Below are 19,530 nucleotides of genomic sequence, written 5' to 3' on the forward strand. Positions count from 1 at the left end.
CGCGCTGGTGTCGTCCCCCTGGGGGGAAGCCGCGCAGCGGCTCAGGGGGGATCAGCACTCAGGGGTCAACATTCCGCCCCCTCAATGAGAAACTGCACCTTGCGCTCGCCGCGCCATTCGTTGATGTCCAGGCGAAACGCCATATAGACGCGTTCAGGCACGGGCTCGGTGCGGCCAAACCAGATGCCGTCCACCACATCGCCCTGGTGGCGCAGCTGCAGCTTCAAATGCTTTTCGCCCACCAGGCGCTGGGAGACGACTTCCACCTCCTCGCTGAACGTGGGGTGGGCAAAGCCCTGGCCCCAGACATCCAGGTTCAGCCGCTCCACCATCTCGGCCTGGCGGAATTCGGCGCGCAGCGGGCCGTCGGTTTCCACGCAGCGGGTCAGCGTGGCCGCGTCCAGCCATTCCTGGGCCACCTGGGAAAAGGCCTGCTCGAACTGCTCAAAACCCTCTTCGTCGATGGTGCAGCCGGCCGCCATGGCATGGCCGCCAAAGCGCAGCAACAGGCCAGGGTGACGTTTGCCCACCAGGTCCAGCGCGTCGCGCAGGTGAAAGCCGGGAATGGAGCGGCCCGAGCCTTTGAGCTCATGCTCCTTGCCCGGCGCCTGGCTGGCAGCAAACACAAACGTGGGGCGGTGCAGCCTGTCCTTGACGCGGGAGGCGACGATGCCCACCACGCCTTCGTGAAAGTCGGGGTCGAACACGCTCACGGCTGGTGGGGCTGTGATGCCATCTTCGAACAGCTCATCGGCCAGAGCGAAGGCCTGCAGACGCATGCCGCCTTCGATCTCCTGGCGCTCACGGTTGATGCGGTCCAGGGTGCGGGCCAGCTCCAATGCGTGTTCGTAGTTGTCGGTGGTCAGGCATTCGATGCCTATGGTCATGTCGGCCAGGCGGCCTGCGGCGTTGATGCGCGGGCCCAGGGCAAAACCGAAGTCAAAGGTGGCTGCCTGCTGAAAGGAACGGCCCGAGGCCTCGTACAGCGCGCGTATGCCGGCCTGCATATGGCCTTTGCGTATGCGTTGCAGTCCTTGGGCCACCAGGCGACGGTTGTTGCTGTCCAGTCGCACCACGTCGGCCACGGTGCCCAGGGCCACCAGGGGCAGCAGCTGGTCCAGCTTGGGTTGGCTGGCCTGGTCCCAGACACCACGCGCGCGCAGCTCGCTGCGCAGGGCCAGCAGCACATAAAACATCACGCCCACGCCGGCCAGGGCCTTGCTCTCGAAACCGCAGCCCGGCTGGTTGGGGTTGACCATGGCGTGGGGCAGGGGCAGTTGCTCGCCGGGCAGGTGGTGGTCGGTGACCACCACGGTCAGCCCCAGGGCCATGGCGGCCGCGACGCCATCCAGGCTGCCAATACCGTTGTCCACGGTGACCAGCACATCGGCGCCCTTGTCCTTGACGCGGCGGGCAATGGGGGCGGACAGACCATAGCCATCGACCACGCGGTCGGGTACCTCGTAGCTGACCTGGTGTGCGCCCAGCATGCGCAGGCCGCGCAGGGCCACGGCGCAGGCGGTGGCGCCGTCGCAGTCGTAGTCGGCCACGATGCAGATATGTTGTTGGCGGGCGATGGCATCGGCCAGCACGCGGGCCGCCTGCTCCACGCCCAACAGCGTGGAAGGAGGGAGCAGCTTGGCCAGGGCAGGGTCCAGCTCGTCGGTGGAGCACACGCCGCGCGCCACATACAGGCGGGCCCATAGTGGGTGCACGCCGGCGGTCACCAGCTGTTGCACGGTGGCTTCAGAAATCTCTTTTGCAATAATTTTCATAGCGCTTTACGCACGCTGTCAAAGCGCTGGGGAGTCAAAAGGCTGCGAATGCGTTGGCCCAGGCCGCGTGGGCCCGTGCTGTAGCTGCGGGCGCTGCGCTCGCCGCACAGTGCCAGGCTGGCGCTGCCGCCGGCTTGCACATGCTGCAGCAGTGCGGCCATGGGGCCTGCGTCCAGCGCGCTCCAGGCCTGCTCCCACAGACGGCTGTGGCCCAGCAGCGCGGGCGCGCGCAGGCTCTCCCACACTTCGGGTTGGGCTGTGGTCACCGCAGCCTTGGCAGCGGGCAGCTTGCCCACGCCATGCAGCCAAAAAGCATTCACGGGCGGCAGGCCGCGCGCGGCACGGCTTTCGTTGAAGGGGTGGGTGTAGAGCAGCATCTGCACCTCGCTGTGCAGGCGCTGCAGCGGCAAGGTGGCGGAGGTGGTGGGCGTCCAATGGCGTACATCACGCAGCAGCACCCGGTCCAGCGAGGCCGATTGCAGCGTCTGCAGCGGCGAGCCCTGTACCAGCCAATGGTCGGGCTGGGCGTAATGCAGCTGCAGGCCGTCTTCCGCAAACCAGGGTGCCAGCACGGCCAGCAGGGCGCGGGAGTCGGTCTCGTCCAGCTGTAGCTCGGTGGGGTTGTCTAGCCGGACCTGGTCGGTGCCCACGGCCCAGTGGCAGGGTGTCAGAAAGGCCCAGGCGCCTGCGGCGGTTCCCTGGGCGCTGCAGTCCGGCTGTTGGTTGGCGGCCAGCGCGGCCCAGGGCAGGGATGCTTTGTGTGCGGCCGCCAGATCAGCCCAGCCGCGCCAGTGTGCTGCCATGCGCTCATGTGGTGGGCACAGGTCTTCTTCCTCGCCATCCAGTGTGTCTGCGCTCACTAGTCGGGCCAGCAAGGCATCCAGGTGGGGCAGTTGCAGTGCCTGCTCCATACCGGCCACGGCGGCATAGGGAATCAGCACATGGCGGTGACCGCTAGCGGCAGGGGCGGTGTGGTGGGGGAAGGGCAGCGGCGGGACAGGCATGGGGACGTATTGTCGGCCATGCACCAAAAAGCGTTTGCGCAGGGATGTTGTTGGTATTAACTATCAAGGCTGCAGGGAAGCTGTAATTTCAGTGTTGATTTGAAACAAAGTAACGCCAATAATTGTAAAAATCATCTCAAAGACATACAGATGCCGGCACCTCTGATTCACTATTCTTTTGAAATGCGAGTTGCCATGCTGATTGAGCACCTGCAGGGGATAGAGCCCTGCACCAGTGCACAAGAAGCCCATGACGCGGTGGCAGCCTATTGGTGGCAGGTGCACAAGGACTGCGGCAGCAGCGCGGGCCACCTGGACAGGCTCAACAGGCTGCGCCTGAATGCCGAAAATGGCTGGAAAGATCTGGATAAGGCCGTGTGTTACTGCGACGGTCATGAGGAGCCACCCATGCGCATTTATTTGCACCGGGACGGCAGCATCGTCATTCAAAGCCTGAAACCCACCGATTTACGCATTTTGTTCACCCTGCCGGGGCGGCGTCGGCTGGAGCCGGCTGCAAGCCGTGTGGCACGGGTGAGCGTGCCTGCTGCCCCCCTGTACTAACATGCGCTTTTTGCACGTTGGCGTGGGAGTTTCATGGTGGAGTATGGGTCTTCGCCTGCCGTAGAGCAGGCGCCTTGCGCTCCGGCTTCTCCGGCAGCACTTTTCTGGGCATTTACTTGGCTGGCCTTGCAAGGTTTTGGCGGCGTGATGGCCGTCATCCAGCGTGAGCTGGTGGAGCGCCGCCGCTGGATGACGCAGGAAGCCTTTTTGCAGGACTGGGCGGCCGCCCAGGTGTTTCCCGGGCCGAATGTGGTCAATCTGTGTGTGATGTTTGGCGAGCGCCACTTTGGCCTGCGCGGCGCACTGGCCGCCATGGCCGGCATGCTGCTGGCGCCCACGGTGCTGGTGCTGGCACTGGGTAGCTTGTATCTGCAGTGGGCCGACCACCCGGCCGTGGCCGGCGCCTTGCGCGGCATGGGGGCCGTGGCTGCGGGCCTGGTGCTGGGCACGGGCATCAAGCTGTCGGCCGGGCTCAAGGGCCACCCGCTGCCGCTGTGGCTGGGCTGGGTGCTGGCAAGCGCCGCTTTCGCCTTGATGGTGTGGCGGCAATGGCCGCTGTGGTGGGTGCTGCCTGTCGTGGGGGGCCTGGGTTGCTGGCTGACCTGGCGCAGGCTGTCATGAGCGCGGCCTTGACTCCCCTGGTGCTGGATGCAGCCGGCTGGTTGCAGCTGACGGCCTATTTTCTGTCGCTGTCCCTGCTGTCCGTGGGCGGGGCCATGGCTACGGCGCCTGATATGTACCGGCATGTGGTGGAGGTCCGGGCCTGGCTGTCCGGCGACCAGTTCTCCACCGCCATCTCCATTGCCCAGGCCGCACCGGGGCCCAACATCATGTATGTAGCGCTTTTGGGCTGGAACATCGGCCTGAACGCCGTGGGGCCGGACCGGGGTGCCGTCACCTGGCTGGTGGCCTTGGCCGGCTGCCTGGCTTGCCTGGTCGGCATGTTGCTGCCCAGCTCCATCCTGGTGTGGAGCAGCACGCGCTGGATGCGCCAGAACCGCATGCGTCGCTCGGTGCGGGCCTTTCGCTGGGGCATGATGCCGCTGGTGGTGGGCCTGGTGCTGGCCACGGGCTGGATTCTGGCCGCGCGCGAGACCGGCGCCGCCCAGGCCTGGGTGCCCTGGCTGCTGGCTGGAGTGACCACGCTGCTGGTCTGGAAGACCCGGATGCACCTGCTGTGGATGCTGGGCGCCGGTGCCCTGCTGGGAGCCATGGGCTGGGTCTGATCTTTGTGCAAAGCCGGCCTGGGTCTGGGCTTGTACCGGCAATGCCACAATGCGGCCACCATGCAATTTCCCTACGAACTGGCTTTGGGCTGGCGCTACACGCGCGCCGGCCGCGCCACGCGGCGCAACGGGTTTATCTCGTTTATCTCGGGTGTGTCCATGCTGGGCATTGCCCTGGGTGTGGCGGCGCTGATCATTGTGCTGAGCGTGATGAATGGCTTTCAAAAAGAGGTGCGCGACCGCATGTTGAGCGTGGTCTCGCACATCGAAATCTTTGCCCCCGATGGTGCGGCCCTGCCCGATGTGGCCCGCACCATGGCCGAGGCCAAGCGCAATCCCGCCGTGCTGGGTGCTGCTCCTTTTGTAGCGGCACAAGCATTGCTGGCGCGCGGTGAAGACATGAAAGGCGCCATGGTGCGCGGCATTGACCCGGCGCATGAGGGCGAGGTGACCGATGTGGCCAGCCACAACGCGCCAGCCCTGGCCACGCTGACGTCAGGCAGCTTCAACGTGGTGCTGGGCAGCGAGCTGGCGTTGGCGCTGGGTGTGCGCGTGGGCGATGTGGTGACCCTGATCGCCCCGGGCGGCCAGGTGACGCCGGCCGGTGTGGTGCCGCGCATCAAGCAGATGACGGTGTCGGGCACTTTTGACTCCGGCCACTACGAATACGACTCGGCCCTGGCCATGCTGTACTACGAAGATGCGCAACGCCTGTTCCGCCTGGAAGGCCCCACCGGTGTGCGCCTGAAACTGCAGGATTTGCATGCGGCGCCCACGGTGGCCCAGCAACTGGCCAATACATTGACCGACCGCCTCTACATCCGCGACTGGACGCAGCAGAACAAGACCTGGTTTGCCGCCGTGCAGGTGGAAAAACGCATGATGTTCATCATCCTGACCCTGATCGTGGCCGTGGCCGCGTTCAATCTGGTGTCCACCCTGGTGATGACGGTGACCGACAAGCGCGCCGACATCGCCATCTTGCGCACGCTGGGTGCATCGCCCTCCAGCATCATGGGCGTGTTCATGGTGCAGGGCGCCATGGTGGGCGTGATCGGCACCTTCAGCGGCCTGGCCCTGGGCCTGCTGGTGGCCTGCAATATCGACGTCATCGTGCCGGCCATTGAGCATGCCGTAGGCGCCAGCTTCTTGCCCAAGGACATCTACCTCATCAGCAAGATGCCCAGTGAGCCGCAAAGCAGCGACATCGTGCCAATTGGTGTCATCTCCCTCATCCTGGCCTTTGTGGCCACCATTTACCCCAGCTGGCGGGCCAGCCGCGTGAACCCGGCGGAGGCCCTGCGCTATGAGTAAGCAAGTCGTTCTGGAAGCCCGTGGATTGGGCAAGCGCTTTACCGAAGGCCGGCTGGACGTGCATGTGCTGCGCGGCGTGGATTTGCAGGTGCATGCGGGTGAGACGCTGGCCATCGTTGGCGCCTCCGGCTCGGGCAAGAGCACCTTGCTGCATTTGCTGGGCGGGCTGGATGCACCCAGCACCGGCAGCGTGCAGCTCATGGGCCAGCCCCTGAACCAACTCAGCCCCCACAAGCAGGGCGTGTTGCGCAACCAGCATCTGGGCTTTATCTACCAGTTCCACCACCTGCTGCCCGAGTTCACCGCCCAGGAAAACGTGGCCATGCCGCTGCGCATACGCCGCGAAGCGCAGACGCTGTGCATGGAGCGTGCGGCGCAAATGCTGGAGGCTGTGGGCCTGGCGCCACGCCTGGACCACCGGCCTGCCGAGCTCTCGGGCGGCGAGCGCCAGCGCGTGGCCATTGCCCGCGCCCTGGTCACCCAGCCCGCCTGCGTGCTGGCCGACGAGCCCACAGGCAATCTGGACCGTGGCACGGCCGACGGCGTGTTCGCCCTGATGCTGGACCTGGCCCAGCGCCATGGCACGGCCTTTGTGATGGTGACGCACGACGAATCCCTGGCCGGGCGCTGCGACCGCGTGGTGCGGCTGGACCAGGGGCAGCTGGCGTGAGTGCAGACCCGGCCCACTGGCAACCCATGGCTTCGGAGCAGGCGCTGCAGCAATGGCTGAGCAAGCCCCTGGCCCTGGTGCTGTGGGGTGGTGCGCACTGCGGCGTATGCCAGGCCCTCAAGCCCAGGCTGGCGCAGATGGTGGCCCAGGATTTTCCGGAAGTTGCCCTGGCCTATGTGGACTGTGAGGCGTTGCCCGCAGCCTGTGCCCAGCAAGGTGTTTTCACCCTGCCCGTGCTGCGCTTTTTCGCAGCGGGCAAGCTGGTGCTGGAATATGGCCGCTCCTTTGGACTGGCCCAGGTGGGCGAGGACATGCGGGCCGCGCTGGAGCGCCTAGGGTAAGAAGAAGTTTTGCTAGCTTGCTGTGCAGCCAATACAAGCGTTTGCCATTGAAAAGCATCGGAAACCCAATGCCGGAAAGCACTGTCAGCACCTGTTTGGATAGCAAATCCCCAGCCATGTGGATAGACACCCATTGCCATCTGGATGCCCCCGAGTTCGATGCCGACCGCGACGCCGTGCGCCAGCAGGCGGCGCAGGCCGGGGTGGGCCATGTGGTCATCCCTGCGGTGGCACGTGCGCATTGGCCGCAGGTAATCGCACTGGCCGAGCGCCATGGGGACAGCTATGCGCTGGGCATTCACCCCCTGTACACACCAGCTGCGCAAGAGAGCGATATCGCCGCGCTGCACGCGATGCTGGCCGAGCACCGCCATGACCCGCGCCTGGTAGCTGTGGGCGAGATCGGCCTGGATTTCTTTGCCGCCGGGCCGCCCCAAGGCAAAGAGCAGCCCCCTCTGGGGGCAGCGAGCCACACGCAGTGGGCGAGCGTGGGGGGCATGCCTGCCGCCGGGCCGCCCCAAGGCAAAGAGCAGCCCTCTGGGGGGGCAGCGAGCCACACGCAGTGGGCGAGCGTGGGGGGCATGCCTGCCGCCGGGCCGCCCCAAGGCAAAGAGCAGCCCCCTCGGGGGGCTGCGAGCCACACGCAGCGGGCGAGCGTGGGGGCCTTGCCTGTGCACGGCCTGGATGCTGCACGCCAGACTTGGTTTTACGAGCAGCAGATTGCGCTGGCACGCGAGTTCGACCTGCCCGTGATCTTGCATGTACGCAAATCCAGCGACCAGCTGCTCAAGGTGCTGCGGGCCACGCCCGTGGTGGGCGGCATTGCCCATGCCTTCAACGGCAGTGCGCAGCAGGCCCAGGCCTTTATCGACCTGGGCTTCAAGCTGGGCTTTGGTGGCGCGGTGACCTATGACCGGGCGCTCAAGTTGCGTGCGCTGGCGGCCACGCTGCCCTTGGACAGCCTGGTGCTGGAAACCGATGCCCCCGACATTCCCCCCCACTGGCTCTACACCACGGCCGAGCAGCGCGCTGCCGGCCAGCCCCAGGGGCGCAACACCAGCGCCGAGCTGCCGCGCATTGCCGCTGTGGTGGCGCAGCTGCGCGGCATGGCGTTGCAGGACTTGCAGGCCGCCACCACGGCCAATGCCCGCGCAGCCTTGCGCGGATTGAAGGGCTTTGCCGCCTGAGCCGTTTCGCGCTGCACGGCAGCAGTGCGTGGTGCACAGAGCAAACAGTGTTTTGCAGTCTCCAGCAAGCAGGCAGCGCGCAGGTCGCTATGCATTTTCAATACCCGGGCATGGGCGTGCGGCATGCATGTGCCGCACAATCGCGGCCCATGGCGAGTACCTCCAGCTCTGAAACTGCGCACGCGCAGCGCCTGCACGGCCTGCCTGCGGTGGCTGATGTGCGCACGCGCCTGGTGGTGCTGGGCAGCTTTCCTGGCGTGGCCTCGCTGCAGGCCCGGCAGTATTACGGCCACCCACGCAACCAGTTGTGGCCCATCTTGCAGCTGCTGTGGCCGCAGCATGCGCTGCCACCACGCGAAGGCTATGCCGGCCGCTGCGCTTGGCTGCTGGAGCGCGGGCTGGGTCTGTGGGATGTGTATGCCAGCTGCGAGCGCCAGGGCAGCCTGGACAGCGCTATCCGCAATCCCCAGCTGAATGATTTTGCGGCACTGAAGCAGCGCTGCCCGCAGCTGGTGGCCGTGGCGCACAACGGCGGCGAAAGCGCCAAACATGCACGCACTCTGCATGGCCTGGGCCTGCAGGTGCACCAATTGCCTTCCACCAGCCCGGCCAATGCCAGCTGGAGTCTGGAGCGCAAACGCCAGGCCTGGCAGCAGGTGATGGCGGAATATGGATTGTTGGACCCGGATTGAAGAGAGAGATAGAGAACATGGCTTCACGCAAAAAACCGGCAGCAGATGCTCACGAGCTGCCCGAAGTCAGCGTCTCGGACGATGGCATTTCCCGTTATCTGCACCTGGGCACGCCCTGGGTGCAGGGTTCGATGAAGCTCAAGGAACCCTTCGAGATCGACCTGGAATATGTGCAGCGCATGATGGCCTGGCTGCTGTTTGTGGAGCCTGCCAGCGTGGGCGAACGCCAGGCGCTGCAACTGGGCCTGGGCGCGGCGGCGCTGACCAAGTTCCACCACAAAAAGCTGCGCATGCCGACCACGGCCATCGAGCTCAACCCCCAGGTGGTGAACATCTGCCGCAGCTGGTTCAAGCTGCCGCCAGACAGCGAAAGCCTGCGCGTGGTGCTGGGCGATGCGGCGGTGGAAATCCGCCGCCCCGAGTGGCAGGGCAGGGTGGATGCGCTGCAGGTGGATCTGTACGACCACAATGCCGCCGCCCCAGTGCTGGACAGCGAAGACTTTTATGCCGACTGCCGCGACAGCCTGACGCCCGAGGGCTGCATGACGGTGAATCTGTTCGGCCGCATGAGCAGCTACCAGGCCAGCGTGGACAAGATCAGCGCGGCCTTTGGGGCCGAGAATGTCTGGGCGTTTCGCCCCACACGCGAAGGCAATACCGTGGTGCTGGCCCAGCGCGTGGCCAGTCGGCCTACGCGCGAGCAGTTGCAGGCCCGCGCCGAGGCCGTGCAGGCGCGCTGGGACTTGCCGGCCACCAAGTGGCTCAAAGTCTTCAAGCCAGTGGTAGCAGACCCGCAGGCCTGAGCGTCACGTCCCGGTCTGCAGGCAAGGGCTGGTGAGGGCAAGCTTTTGTGACGAATGTGAGTAAGCCCTACCTCTTTCGCAGGCTTGCGCGCGATGGACGGTTGTGTGAATATTCTTCGAGGCAGAACGCAGGGGAGCACAGGGCGGCAGCAACAGGCCTTGTGCACGACGGCTGCCTGACCCATTCCTCGAAGAGGTTGCACCATGTCGATTTCCTCCGTCTCCAGTGCATCTTATGGCGCTGCGCCGGCGCGCAGCACGCTCAGTGCCAGCAGCCAGATTGGCGTGCTGCAAAACAGGCTCAGGGATTTGGCCGAAAAGCTCCAAGACACCAGCGCGTCGGTCGATGAGCAGTCGCAGGCCGAGTTGCCGGTGCGTGCCCAGGCCGCCAATGTGCTGGCCAAGATCAAGGCGCTTCAAGAGCAGCAGGATTTGCAAAAAACACAACTCGAAGACACGGCGGCCGCCATTGCTGCGACACCCACCACGGATTGGTCCTCGGAAGAGGTGGCAAACAGCAGCAGCCAGCGCTTCAACGACACGGCCTTGGGGCATAACGTGGATACCTACGCTTGAGAGCGTAAAAGCATTCTCAGAGCGTGTTCACGATCTCAGTCCAGCCCGCAGGCCAAAGCGTGTTTTGCCTGTGCATTCAGTGCCCAGGCAGAGCTGGTGTGTGCGGCCACGAAACGGGCGGCAGCGGCCCATGGCTGTGGGCCGCTGGCCTTCGGCATCACCGAGGGCCTGCATGTATTCCTGCGTCTGAGGCCAAGCTCACCGATGGTGAGAAAAATCCACGGGCCGCCATCGTCGAGATGGCCGCATAGGCTGCACTGACGGCCGCTTGCGGTTTCTTCTGCTCCCTCAACGCCCAAGCTCCCCTGGCACTCTCTGCCGGGCGATGGCGCTGGGCGTTCCCGCCTGCCTGTTACACGCCGCGTCGGCTTTGCGCCTGGTGCGGGTGCTGTACCCGCCGTGCCAAAAAACCGAACCCCAACGCCGCGGCAGACCTGGGCCGCCGCCGTGGCGTCATGCCAATGCCATGGGACGCTCCTGTCCTCGCGCGCAATGGCTTGCCCAAGTGGCTCTCAAGGACTGGCTTTGCGGCGCATGGGCCATGAATGGCTGCAGCGCTTGCCGATGCATGGCGATGGTGGGCAGGTGAAAACCCTTGAGTTGCGATGCCGAGCTCAGGGATAACACTGACATCTGGGGCGTGATGGGTGGAAGTCAAGGGGTTTGGTAGGTGGAATCCACATCAAAACGTCCATGCTTTGCTTACAGAATCCAACCGTCGTTAATCCGTCACAGGAGACGTTTTCGTGAAAATCAAGAGTCAAAAAGACTTTTTTGCCGGTTTGATGTATTTGGCCGTTGGTGGCGCTTTCGCTATCGGCGCAACCGAGTACAGCATCGGTTCTGGGGCCCGCATGGGGCCCGGCTACTTCCCGCTGATTCTGGGGGTGATCCTGGCCTTGATCGGTCTGGTCATCACCTTCCAGGCCACGGTCAAAGGTCCCGATGATGGTGACCCGGTTGGCAAGTGGGCCTGGAAGCAGGTGTTCTTCATCCTGGCCGCCAACTTTGCCTTCGGCATCTTGTTGGTGGGTATCCCGGCTTGGGGCATCCCTGGCCTGGGCCTGATGGTCGCCATCGTCGCCCTGGTGGTGATCGCCAGCGTCGCCGGCTACACCTTCAATCTCAAGGAAGTGCTGGGCCTGTCGCTGGTGTTGGCTGTTGGCAGCTATGTGGTGTTCGTGTGGGCCCTGAGCCTGCAGTTCCCGGTGTGGCCGACCTTTATTACCGGCTGAGTGCGGGAGGTATAGACAATGGAACTCTTTGACAACTTGGCGCTTGGTTTCGGCGTGGCTTTCACCATGCAGAACCTGTTGTACGCGCTGATCGGTTGCGTGCTGGGTACGCTGATTGGTATCTTGCCGGGCCTGGGCCCTGTGGCGACCATCGCCATGCTGCTGCCCGCCACTTACTCGCTGCCCCCTGTGGCTGCGCTGATCATGCTGGCCGGTATCTATTACGGTGCCCAGTACGGTGGCTCGACCACTGCTATTTTGGTGAACTTGCCAGGCGAGTCCTCGTCCGTTGTGACGATGATCGACGGCTACCAGATGGCGCGCAAAGGCCGTGCAGGCCCTGCGCTGGCTGCTGCCGGTATCGGCTCGTTCTTCGCAGGTTGCGTGGGCACCATCATCTTGGCTGCTTTCGCGCCTCCGCTGACCGAGATCGCTTTCAAGTTCGGCCCTGCTGAATATTTCTCGCTGATGATCCTGGGCCTGATCGGCGCTGTGGTGCTGGCTTCCGGCTCCCTGCTGAAGGCTGTGGGCATGATCGTGCTGGGTCTGCTGTTCGGCATGATCGGTACCGACGTGAACTCCGGCGTGGCACGTTACAGCTTTGACATCCCCGAGCTGACCGATGGCATCGACTTCGTGGTGATCGCCATGGGTGTGTTCGGTTACGGTGAAATCATTGCCAACCTGTCCAAGCCCGATGATGAGCGTGAGGTGTTCACCGCCAAGGTGACCGGCCTGATGCCCACCAAGGAAGACTTCAAGCTGATGTTCCCCGCCATGGTGCGCGGTACCTTGCTGGGTTCGGCCCTGGGCATCTTGCCCGGTGGTGGTGCCATGCTGTCGGCCTTCGCTTCCTACACCCTGGAAAAGAAGACCAAGCTGCGTCCCGGTGAAGTGCCTTTCGGTCAAGGCAATATCCGTGGTGTGACGGCGCCCGAGTCGGCCAACAATGCCGGTTCGCAGACCTCGTTCATCCCGCTGCTGACCCTGGGCATCCCCCCCAACGCCGTGATGGCGCTGATGGTGGGCGCCATGACCATCCACAACATCCAGCCTGGTCCCCAGGTGATGACCAGCAATCCCGAGCTGTTCTGGGGCCTGATCGCCTCGATGTGGATCGGTAACGCCATGCTGATCATCTTGAACCTGCCCATGATTGGCATGTGGATCAAGCTGCTGTCCGTGCCTTATCGCTGGCTGTTCCCTGCCATCGTGCTGTTCTGCGCGGTGGGTGTGTACGGCACCAAGAACTCCGAGTTCGACGTGTGGCTTGTGGGTATCTTCGGTTTCATCGGCTATGTGTTCTACAAGCTGGGTACCGAACCTGCACCGCTGCTGCTGGGCTTCATCCTGGGCCCGATGATGGAAGAAAACCTGCGTCGCGCTCTGCTGCTGTCGCGTGGTGACTGGTCGGTCTTCGTGACTCGCCCCATCTCTGCCGTGATGCTGCTGCTGGCTCTGGTGCTGCTGGTCATCGTGACGCTGCCTGCGGTGAAGAACAAGCGCGAAGAAGCGTTTGTGGAAGAGTGACGCCTGGCGCGTAACTGCATCCGCAACCAAAAAAAGCACCTTCGGGTGCTTTTTTTGTGCCTTGCATTCGATAAATGGAGGCAAATTAAAGGGTTTGTTTGGATTGCAAACATGTGAAACAAAATGTTTTTAAAATCCACAATCTTTGGCATACCCGATCGAAAGACGGGGGCGCAAAGCCATGGGCCTACGGCATGCCTTGCCACGGTTGCCAGGTTGCTTCACCGGTACATGCACCGCATGTGCTGCGTCTCTGGGCGTGCCTTTATTGCATTACAGCGCTGGCTGTGCTGCGTCTTCCTGGCAAGAGGTCTAGATGAGCTTTCTGAATATGCGTGTCTCCCAAAAGTTGTGGACCACTATCGTGGCATTGCTGGCAGTGGTGCTGAGCGTTGGTGGTTTTTTGCAATACAGGGCCAATGCCTTGACGGACAGCGCCGTTGCCACGGTGCAGCGCTATGAGGCCAATATCACGTCGGCATTGCGCTGGCAGGCTGCGGTGCTCAAGACCCAGGAGACCGTCATCGCTGCGATTGCCAGCGGCGAGACCCATGTGGAAGAGATGCTCAATCAGCGGCTGAAAGAGGGCCGCGTCATGATTGCCGAGGCCCGCAAAACCGTAGAAGAAAGCCTGCAGACCGAGGCGGATCGCAAAGGTGTGGCCGCCGTGGTGGCGGAAGCCGACAAGGTGAGCGCTGTGATGAAGCAGCTGGACAGCGTGCGCCAGTCCGAGTCCTACAGCGCCCGCACCGACTTTGCCAGCCAAGACTATCTGCCCGCTGCCGAGAAGTACAGAGAGGCTCTGCAGGACTTTGTGGCCTTGCAGGAACGTCAGCGCGATGAAGCCATTGCCCAGGTCCATGCCCAGCAGCGCACACTGGCCAGCTCCGGCATGGTGGTGGTGTTGGTGCTGACGGTGTTGTTGGTACTGATCACCCGCAAGCTCATACAGACGATTGCCCAGCCGCTGGAGCATGCAGTCTCGGTGGCAGAGGCCATCGGTGGTGGTGACCTGACGGTCAACACCAAGGTGGACCGCCACGATGAATTCGGTCAACTGCTCAATGCCCTGAACCATATGGTTCAGCGTTTGCGCTCCGTGGTGGGCGAGGTGCGCACGGGCGTGGAGTCGGTATCTTCGGCTTCCAGCCAGATTGCCACCGGCAACCATGACCTGTCGGCCCGCACCGAGCAGACCGCAGCCAACTTGGAAGAAACCGCTGCCAGCATGGAGGAACTCACCTCCACGGTGACGCAGTCCTCCGAGACGGCGCGCCAGGCCAATCAACTGGCCGGGACAGCCGTGCAGGCCGCAGAGCGTGGCGGCGTCGTGGTGCAGCAGGTGGTGCAGTCCATGCAGCAAATCACCGACAGCAGCCGCCGTATCAGCGACATCATCGGCGTCATCGATGGCATTGCTTTTCAGACGAACATCCTGGCGCTGAATGCGGCGGTGGAAGCGGCCCGTGCAGGTGAGCAAGGCCGTGGATTTGCCGTGGTGGCCGGCGAGGTGCGCTCCTTGGCCGGTCGCAGCGCCGAAGCCGCCAAGGAAATCAAGGCCTTGATCACCACCAGCGTGAGCAATGTGGAGTCGGGCTCGCAGCAGGTGGAGCAGGCCGGCCAAAGCATGCAGGAGATTGTGCAAAGCGTGCGCCATGTGACGGATTTGATTGCCGAGATCACGGCCGCCTCGAACGAGCAGCGCGATGGCATAGGCCAGGTCAACAGTGCCATCAGCAACCTGGATCAGATGACGCAGCAAAACGCCGCACTGGTGGAGGAGTCCACGGCAGCGGCCACGGCCATGCGCGAACAGGCGCTGCGCCTGGAAGAGGTGGTGGCCGTGTTCAAGGTGGGGCAGGAAAGCCTGGTGCGCCGCGCGCCCGTGGCTGCCCCCCGCAGCATGCCTGCCGCACCCCGTGCCGCGATGGTTGCCAGCCCATCAGCCCATAAGCCTGCGGTGACCGTGGGCGCATCCAGTGCTGCAGCTCCGGTGATTGCACAGCCTGCCAAAGCCCCTGCAGCGGCCCTGCGCCGCCCCGGTGTGCCTCACAGCGCCACGGCGGACGATGGGGAATGGGAAAGCTTCTGAGCCTGGCTTGATGGGGCCTCAGGCATGGCGCCCTGGGGTGCCGGATGCAGTTTCTGCTGCCAGGGCATGGGCGGGCATTCATACAATCGCAACGGCTACCCGCACAATAGCGGCAGTTTCTCGAGGTTTGCATGTCTGTTCCGCTCCAGCCCCTTTCCCATCCGCAGCGCACCTTGCTGCACAACGAAATCCATGCCCGCCCGGCCGAGCCCATTCATGCGCCGGCGGCCATCACCCATGTGGTCATGCTCACGGACGCGGCCCAGCGCGAGGCCAGCCGTGCGCATCTGGCGGCGCTGCTGCGCGACCACCACCAGACGGGCCCCGACCAGGACACCACCCATTTGCGTGTGGACCTGGGGGCATTTCGCCTGCGTTGGGAGCTACATACCGAATTCGTCACCTGGACTTTTATGGTGCCGCTGGAACTCGGCGTGCCCCTGGACACCCGCAGCCCGCCCACGGCCATCGAGCAGGTGCCGCAGGCCTGGTTTGCCAAGCTGCCGGGCCTGTGCCTGAGCAGCGCACACCTGTGGATCGTCAAGGAGGCGCAATGCGGGGGTGAAGGCATCAAGGGCCTGGTGCTGCAGATGCTGAACGAAGACACCTTGGCCGGTTCGGTGGTGCATGTGGGACATACCGAGGTCTGTACCGACTTTGCCATCCATGCCGACGGCTACTCGCGCATGCTGGTCAAGCCCTCGGACCACATCAGCGCCCGACGCCTGGGCCGCTTGGTGCAGCGCTTGCTGGAGATTGAAACCTATCGCATGTCGTCCCTGTTGGGACTGCCCGTGGCGCGCCATGCGGCCGCGGTGCTGGCCACGGCGGAAAAAGAGCTGGCCGACCTGGCCCAGGCCATTCGCGAGGCCGATCGTGAGGCCGAGCCCGTGTTGCTGGACCGATTGACGCGCCTGGCTGGCCAGGTGGAAAGCGAATACGCGGCCACGCATTCGCGGTTTTCGGCCAGCCGCGCCTATTTCGAGCTGGTGGACAAACGCATACGCGATCTGCATGAGCAGCGCCTCTCGGGCCTGTTGACGATTGAGGAGTTCATGGACCGGCGCCTGTCGCCCGCCCGCAGCACCTGTGAATGGGCCACGCACCGGCAGAACGCGCTGTCGCAGCGCGTCTCACGTGTCAGCAACTTGCTGCGCACGCGGGTGGAAATCGAGCAGCAGCAAAGCAATCAGCAGATTCTGGAGACCATGAACGACCGCCAGGGCATGCAGCTGAAGATGCAGTCCACGGTGGAAGGCCTGTCGGTGGCGGCCATCACCTACTACATCACCGGCCTGATTGCCTACCTGAGCAAGGGAGCGCAAAAACTGGGCTGGCCCTGGTCGCCGGAAATCACGGCTGCGGTCGCCATTCCCGTGGTGGCCTTCAGTGTCTGGTGGTCGCTGCGCCGCCTGCACCACAAACTGTTCCACGGCAAGCATTGAGTATCTGTGAGTGAATCCGTCTTCTGAGCAGACTGCATCTGCTACGGCAGCTCCCAACGGAATAGCGGGAGGCCTGCTGCTGGCCTCCTTGGGGGCCATCGCCTTCAGCGGCAAGGCCATCATCGTCAAACTGGGCTACCGCTATGGTGCCGACGCCGTGTTGCTGCTGATGCTGCGCATGCTGTTTGCGCTGCCGCTTTTCCTGCTCATGGCCTGGTGGGCGGGGCGTGGCCGGCCGCCGCTGTCACGCCGCGACTGGTTGGGGGTATGGGGCCTGGGTTTTTCGGGCTATTACCTGTCCAGCTACCTGGACTTTGCCGGGCTGCAATACATCACGGCCTCGCTGGAGCGCTTGATCCTCTACCTCAACCCCACGTTGGTGGTCATCTTTGGCTGGCTGGTGTATGGGCGCACCATCACCCGGGGGCAGCTGCTGGGCATGGCGCTGAGCTATTGCGGGGTGCTGCTGGTCTTTGGCCATGAGCTGGGTGCCCAGGGCAGCCATGCTGCCTGGGGTGGCTTTCTGGTGCTGGCCAGTGCCATCAGCTATGCCGTCTACCTGATCTACAGCGGCGAAATGGTGCGCCGCCTGGGTTCGCTGCGCCTGGTGGGGCTGGCCACCAGCGTGGCCTGCGTGCTGTGCATTGCCCAGTACCTGATCGTGGGCGATGTGGCCAGTTTGCAGGCCGTGGCCCGCGAGGTGCTCTGGCTGTCGCTGCTCAACGCCTTTCTGTGTACGGCTGCGCCGGTGTTGATGGTGATGATGGCCATCGAACGCATAGGCCCGGGCCTGGCGGCGCAGGTTGGCATGATAGGTCCACTGTCCACTATTTTGATGGGGGTATGGCTGCTGGATGAAGGCTTCAGCCAGTGGATGCTGGCGGGGACGGTTCTGGTGATGGGGGGCATCTTGCTTTTCACCCGCAAGGCCCGCAGACAGCAAGGCTGAACGCAGGCCCTGACAATGGGGGAGAGCCAAGCAACAACAAGGAGATCTCTCATGGATTTGGGTATTGCCGGCAAATGGGCGCTGGTCTGCGGCGCCAGCAAGGGCCTGGGTTTTGGCTGTGCCAAGGCCTTGGTGGAAGACGGTGTGAATGTGGTCATCAATGCCCGCAGCGATGACCCGCTGCGGGAGGCTGCTACGCAATTGAGAGCGGCTGCAGTGAAATGGGCCAGCACCACAGGGAAAAAAGCCCCTGAAGTACTGGCCGTGGCCTGCGACATCACCACCGAAGCCGGCCGCGCTGCCGTGTTCAGCGTGCCTGGTGGTCCGGGCAAGGATTACGACATGGTGGTGACCAATGCCGGCGGCCCGCCTCCTGGCGACTTCCGCAACTGGGACCGCGATGCCTGGATCAAGGCGGTGGACGCCAATATGCTCACCCCCATCGAGCTGATCAAGGCCACGGTGGATGGCATGGCTGCACGCGGCTTTGGCCGCATCGTCAACATCACCTCCAGCGCGGTCAAAGCACCCATCGACATCCTGGGCCTGTCCAATGGCGCACGCAGTGGCCTGACCGGCTTTGTGGCCGGTGTGGCGCGTTCGGGCATTGCCGCCAAGGGCGTGACCATCAACAACCTGCTGCCCGGCAAGTTCGACACCGACCGCCTCAAGACCACGTTCGGCGCTGCGGCGACCAAGACTGGCAAGAGCGTGGACGAGGTGCGTGAGCTGCAAGCAGCCCAAGTGCCTGCCAAGCGCTTTGGTACACCCGAGGAATTCGGCGCCATCTGTGCCTTTCTGTGCAGCCAGCATGCGGGCTATATGACAGGGCAGAACATTCTGGCCGACGGCGGTTTGTACGCAGGTACTTTCTGAGATAGTTTGCGTGGGCTGACTGCAGGTGTCGGCCCACGATGCTGTAGGCGTATTGGCGAAGCCATTGGTCAGCTGACATCCTTCCAATGGTGCAGGGATGTGGACTCGCTACGCCGCACTCGTTACACCATGTAAAAAATGCGTTGGACATGCCCGCAAAGCTGCGGCGGTCGCGCATGTTTTGGTTGCGACCACGGATGCCAGCATGCCCGCTATCCCTCGTACTGCTGAATTGATGCACCTGCCCGCGCGCCGGGGCTGCGGCATGGCCGCTGCGGGACGCTGAGCATGGAGCGCCCGCGTTTCCAATCCTCTCCTTATGCCGCCAGGGTGGTATGGGCCAGCGCTATCGCACTGGTGCTGGTACTTGTGGTGGGCGTGTTCTGGCTGCTGCACGATATGCGCAGCAGTGCCCGCGCCGACAGTGAGAAGAGCCTGTCCAGCTTTGTTCAGCGGCAGCAGCAGGCGATGAACCGGCTCATAGGCAGCATCGACCTGCTACTGTTCAGCGTGGACGATATATTGCGCCTGTCAGACACTTCCGTTGCCAACCAGAACCTGGCCGATCTGCAAAACGTGCTGCAGATGACGGTCAAGCAAGACTCTCTCATCAGCTCTATCGTCATCGTCCAACTGGACGGCAAGGTCTTGGCGGCTGCCGATAGCCAAGGCAATTACCGGGTGGAGCATATTCCCCGCAGCTGGCTGCAGGGCATTGCCCAGGTACCGGGCAAAGAACGCATGCTGCGCATCAGCGCACCGGACGCAAGCTGGGCCCAGATGCGCGTGGTGCATATTGCACGCATGCTTCCCAGCTCGAAGGGTGTACCTGTTTTTGTGGTGGCCCAGGTGCCTTTGCCCAGCTGGATCAGCGTGCTGATGCAGGGCTCCACCCTCAGTGGTCTGGAGGTGACGCTCGAGCGCATGGATGGCAGCCGGGTGCTGAGCGTGCCCAGCGATACCGAAGACAGCGCACCGTATCGTGCGGCCGTGTTGACGGAGGTGCTGCCAGTGGGTGTGACGGACGCCCGCTCGCGCCTGGATGGGGCTCCCGTGCTGATGGAGGTGGTGCCGCTGAACTATGACGGGCTGCATCTGACGGCTGCCCTGCCGCTGGCTACGGTGCTCCAGCATTGGTATGCCACGCGCAATGCGGTGCTGGTGGGGGTGTTGGTGTTTTCGCTGCTGCTGTTGGGGGGCGCTGCATTGATGCAGGTCTACCTGCGGCGCATGCAGCAGGCTCAGCAGCAG

General features: G+C 63.8%; 18 protein-coding genes and 1 riboswitch. Of the genes, 16 read left to right on the plus strand and 2 right to left on the minus strand.

Going from position 1 to position 19,530, the window contains the following annotated elements:
• Positions 1–65: 65 nt before the first annotated feature.
• Together recJ and ACA027_RS04860 are read right to left on the minus strand one after the other, a co-directional pair.
• On the minus strand, positions 66–1,775 hold the full coding sequence (gene recJ / locus ACA027_RS04855; RefSeq protein WP_370681275.1) for a single-stranded-DNA-specific exonuclease RecJ: 1,710 nt from the start codon (positions 1,773–1,775) through the stop codon (positions 66–68).
• Complete coding sequence (locus ACA027_RS04860) at positions 1,772–2,779, minus strand: phosphoglycerate mutase (protein ID WP_370681276.1); 1,008 nt, start codon at positions 2,777–2,779, stop codon at positions 1,772–1,774. The genes recJ and ACA027_RS04860 overlap by 4 nt, the downstream gene beginning before the upstream one ends.
• Before the next feature lie 195 nt (positions 2,780–2,974).
• On the opposite strand from ACA027_RS04860, the gene ACA027_RS04865 reads away from it, so the two are divergent.
• From ACA027_RS04865 to ACA027_RS04940, 16 genes are all read left to right on the plus strand, one after another.
• Positions 2,975–3,343, plus strand: coding sequence for a hypothetical protein (locus tag ACA027_RS04865; protein WP_370681277.1), 369 nt, complete (start codon positions 2,975–2,977; stop codon positions 3,341–3,343).
• A 33-nt stretch (positions 3,344–3,376) separates the two neighbouring features.
• Entirely contained in the window at positions 3,377–3,964 is a 588-nt protein-coding gene (locus ACA027_RS04870; RefSeq protein WP_370681278.1) for a chromate transporter, read from the plus strand.
• Positions 3,961–4,569 (plus strand): chromate transporter, encoded by a 609-nt coding sequence (locus ACA027_RS04875; RefSeq protein WP_370681279.1) that lies wholly within the window; start codon positions 3,961–3,963, stop codon positions 4,567–4,569. The genes ACA027_RS04870 and ACA027_RS04875 overlap by 4 nt, the downstream gene beginning before the upstream one ends.
• A 60-nt stretch (positions 4,570–4,629) precedes the next feature.
• Positions 4,630–5,883, plus strand: coding sequence for a lipoprotein-releasing ABC transporter permease subunit (locus tag ACA027_RS04880; RefSeq protein ID WP_370681280.1), 1,254 nt, complete (start codon positions 4,630–4,632; stop codon positions 5,881–5,883).
• Positions 5,876–6,553 (plus strand): lipoprotein-releasing ABC transporter ATP-binding protein LolD, encoded by a 678-nt coding sequence (gene lolD / locus ACA027_RS04885; protein WP_370681281.1) that lies wholly within the window; start codon positions 5,876–5,878, stop codon positions 6,551–6,553. The genes ACA027_RS04880 and lolD overlap by 8 nt, the downstream gene beginning before the upstream one ends.
• The gene (locus ACA027_RS04890; protein WP_370681282.1) at positions 6,550–6,894 is read left to right on the plus strand and encodes a thioredoxin family protein; all 345 of its coding nucleotides are present in this window, start codon (positions 6,550–6,552) and stop codon (positions 6,892–6,894) included. The genes lolD and ACA027_RS04890 overlap by 4 nt, the downstream gene beginning before the upstream one ends.
• A 116-nt stretch (positions 6,895–7,010) precedes the next feature.
• Positions 7,011–8,081 (plus strand): TatD family hydrolase, encoded by a 1,071-nt coding sequence (locus ACA027_RS04895; protein ID WP_370681284.1) that lies wholly within the window; start codon positions 7,011–7,013, stop codon positions 8,079–8,081.
• Between the two features lie 149 nt (positions 8,082–8,230).
• The gene (locus ACA027_RS04900) at positions 8,231–8,773 is read left to right on the plus strand and encodes a DNA-deoxyinosine glycosylase (RefSeq protein ID WP_370681285.1); all 543 of its coding nucleotides are present in this window, start codon (positions 8,231–8,233) and stop codon (positions 8,771–8,773) included.
• A 17-nt stretch (positions 8,774–8,790) separates the two neighbouring features.
• Positions 8,791–9,576 carry a spermidine synthase gene (locus ACA027_RS04905; protein ID WP_370681286.1) on the plus strand — a complete coding sequence of 262 codons (786 nt, stop codon included), beginning with the start codon at positions 8,791–8,793 and terminating at the stop codon, positions 9,574–9,576.
• Positions 9,577–9,780: 204 nt separating this feature from the next.
• A complete protein-coding gene (locus tag ACA027_RS04910; RefSeq protein WP_370681287.1) occupies positions 9,781–10,152 on the plus strand; it encodes a hypothetical protein in 372 nt (123 codons plus the stop codon).
• Between the two features lie 746 nt (positions 10,153–10,898).
• Positions 10,899–11,387: a tripartite tricarboxylate transporter TctB family protein gene (locus ACA027_RS04915; RefSeq protein WP_370681288.1), complete on the plus strand. Its 489-nt coding sequence runs from the start codon at positions 10,899–10,901 to the stop codon at positions 11,385–11,387.
• An 18-nt stretch (positions 11,388–11,405) separates the two neighbouring features.
• A complete protein-coding gene (locus ACA027_RS04920) occupies positions 11,406–12,917 on the plus strand; it encodes a tripartite tricarboxylate transporter permease (RefSeq protein ID WP_370681289.1) in 1,512 nt (503 codons plus the stop codon).
• Positions 12,918–13,054: 137 nt separating this feature from the next.
• A riboswitch (cyclic di-GMP riboswitch) is annotated at positions 13,055–13,141 on the plus strand.
• A gap of 107 nt (positions 13,142–13,248) precedes the next feature.
• Positions 13,249–15,009: a methyl-accepting chemotaxis protein gene (locus tag ACA027_RS04925; protein ID WP_370681290.1), complete on the plus strand. Its 1,761-nt coding sequence runs from the start codon at positions 13,249–13,251 to the stop codon at positions 15,007–15,009.
• A gap of 131 nt (positions 15,010–15,140) precedes the next feature.
• A complete protein-coding gene (locus ACA027_RS04930; RefSeq protein WP_370681291.1) occupies positions 15,141–16,454 on the plus strand; it encodes a DUF3422 family protein in 1,314 nt (437 codons plus the stop codon).
• A gap of 10 nt (positions 16,455–16,464) precedes the next feature.
• Positions 16,465–17,403, plus strand: coding sequence for a DMT family transporter (locus tag ACA027_RS04935; RefSeq protein ID WP_370681292.1), 939 nt, complete (start codon positions 16,465–16,467; stop codon positions 17,401–17,403).
• Between the two features lie 51 nt (positions 17,404–17,454).
• Positions 17,455–18,279: an SDR family oxidoreductase gene (locus tag ACA027_RS04940; protein ID WP_370681293.1), complete on the plus strand. Its 825-nt coding sequence runs from the start codon at positions 17,455–17,457 to the stop codon at positions 18,277–18,279.
• The last annotated feature ends 1,251 nt before the right edge of the window (positions 18,280–19,530 follow it).

Source organism: Comamonas sp. GB3 AK4-5 (genome assembly GCF_041320665.1).
Classification (GTDB): Bacteria; Pseudomonadota; Gammaproteobacteria; order Burkholderiales; family Burkholderiaceae_C; genus Comamonas.